This window comes from Aeromonas sp. HMWF014 (assembly GCF_963878295.1).
In the GTDB taxonomy this organism is placed as follows: domain Bacteria; phylum Pseudomonadota; class Gammaproteobacteria; order Enterobacterales; family Aeromonadaceae; genus Aeromonas; species Aeromonas popoffii.
In genome coordinates this window covers 1-1435 of record NZ_CAWNYS010000471.1, presented here as the reverse complement: position 1 = coordinate 1435, position 1435 = coordinate 1, and the positions used below count along the sequence as shown (strand labels likewise).

Below are 1435 nucleotides of genomic sequence, written 5' to 3'. Positions count from 1 at the left end.
ATATGCATGGGCCTGATGGGGTGCGCTTCTACACCCGGATGAAGACGGTGACGGCGCGCTGGCCACAGAGCCTGCGTGCCGGCACGGAGTTCTCCATGCCGACCATGAAGTGACGCGCAGGCACGCTGACATGGCCTAACCTATTGCCCCCGCAGGCCATCGTTCTGCGGGGGTAACCTCTGTAAAGGAGTGACAGATGCGACTGGGAATTCTCGATTGTGATCGGCTGGATCCCGATTTGGCGGGTGATTTTGGCCCCGTTTACTCCGAGATGTTTATCAGGGGTTTTCGGGCCCTGGCCCCCGAGCTGGAGTTTCGGGTCTGGTCGGCGCTTGATGGTGAGCTGCCGGACGACCTGCACGAGTGTGATGCTTGGCTCATCACGGGCTCGCGCCACGATGCTTACAGCGATATCCCCTGGATCCAGGCGCTGCGGGCGTGGATCCGCCAGGCGCACGATGCCGACGTCAAGCTGGCCGGGGTCTGCTTCGGCCATCAGGTGATCGCCCAGGCGCTGGGTGGCGAAGTGGTGAAGTCTACCAAGGGGTGGGGGCTGGGGGTGTCAGTGCATCCCATGCTGGCGAGCGGAGCCTGGATGCAGCCCGGGCTGGATACGATCCGGATCCTGGCCAGCCACCAGGATCAGGTCGAGCAACTGCCACCGGGCGCGATCCGGCTGGCGGGCAACGATTTTTGCCCCAACTTCATGTTCTTGCAGGGGGATCATATCGTCGCCATTCAGGGGCATCCGGAGTTTTCGGTGGAGTACAACCGGGCGTTGATCGAGCGGCGGCGCGACTTCCTGTCCGATGACCGCTATCAGCGCAGCCTCTCCTCGCTGGAGGGGGAGGTGGACTCGGCTACCATGATGCAGTGGCTGTTGCAATTTTTGGGCATACTGCCCGGTGGCGAAGGAGCGGCCGGCGGGATCACAGCAGGAGAGCGAGCATGATTATTGGCGTACCCAAGGAAATCAAAAACCATGAATACCGGGTCGGCATGACTCCCGCCGGAGTGCAGGAGCTGACGGCCCGTGGACACAAGGTCCTGGTACAACAGCAGGGCGGTGAGGCGATCGGATTGTCCGATGCCGAGTACCAGGCGGCCGGGGCCGAGCTGGTGGTCAGCGCGGCGGAGATCTTCGCCCGGGCCGAGATGATAGTGAAGGTGAAGGAGCCCCAGCCCGAGGAGTGCGAACTGCTGCGCCCGGATCAGCTGCTGTTCACCTATCTGCACCTGGCGCCGGATCCGGTGCAGACCCAGCTGCTGGTGCATTCGGGGGTGGTGGCCATCGCCTACGAGACGGTGACCGACGAGCGCGGCGGCTTGCCGCTGCTGGCACCCATGTCCGAGGTAGCGGGGAGGATGGCGATCCAGGCCGGGGCCCACAGCCTGGAGAAGGCGCAGGGGGGCAATGGCACCCTGCGCCTTCTCC

At 64.0% G+C, this 1435-nt stretch carries 2 protein-coding genes; both read left to right on the top strand.

The genetic code is table 11. The annotated features are described in order from the left end of the window. The first annotated feature begins 196 nt into the window (after positions 1-196). Positions 197-952: a glutamine amidotransferase-related protein gene (locus AAC083_RS18385; RefSeq protein WP_108537366.1), complete on the top strand. Its 756-nt coding sequence runs from the start codon at positions 197-199 to the stop codon at positions 950-952. Further along, positions 949-1435: alanine dehydrogenase (locus tag AAC083_RS18380; RefSeq protein ID WP_375134773.1), on the top strand; the 487-nt coding region annotated here is incomplete at its 3' end. The genes AAC083_RS18385 and AAC083_RS18380, both read left to right, overlap by 4 nt.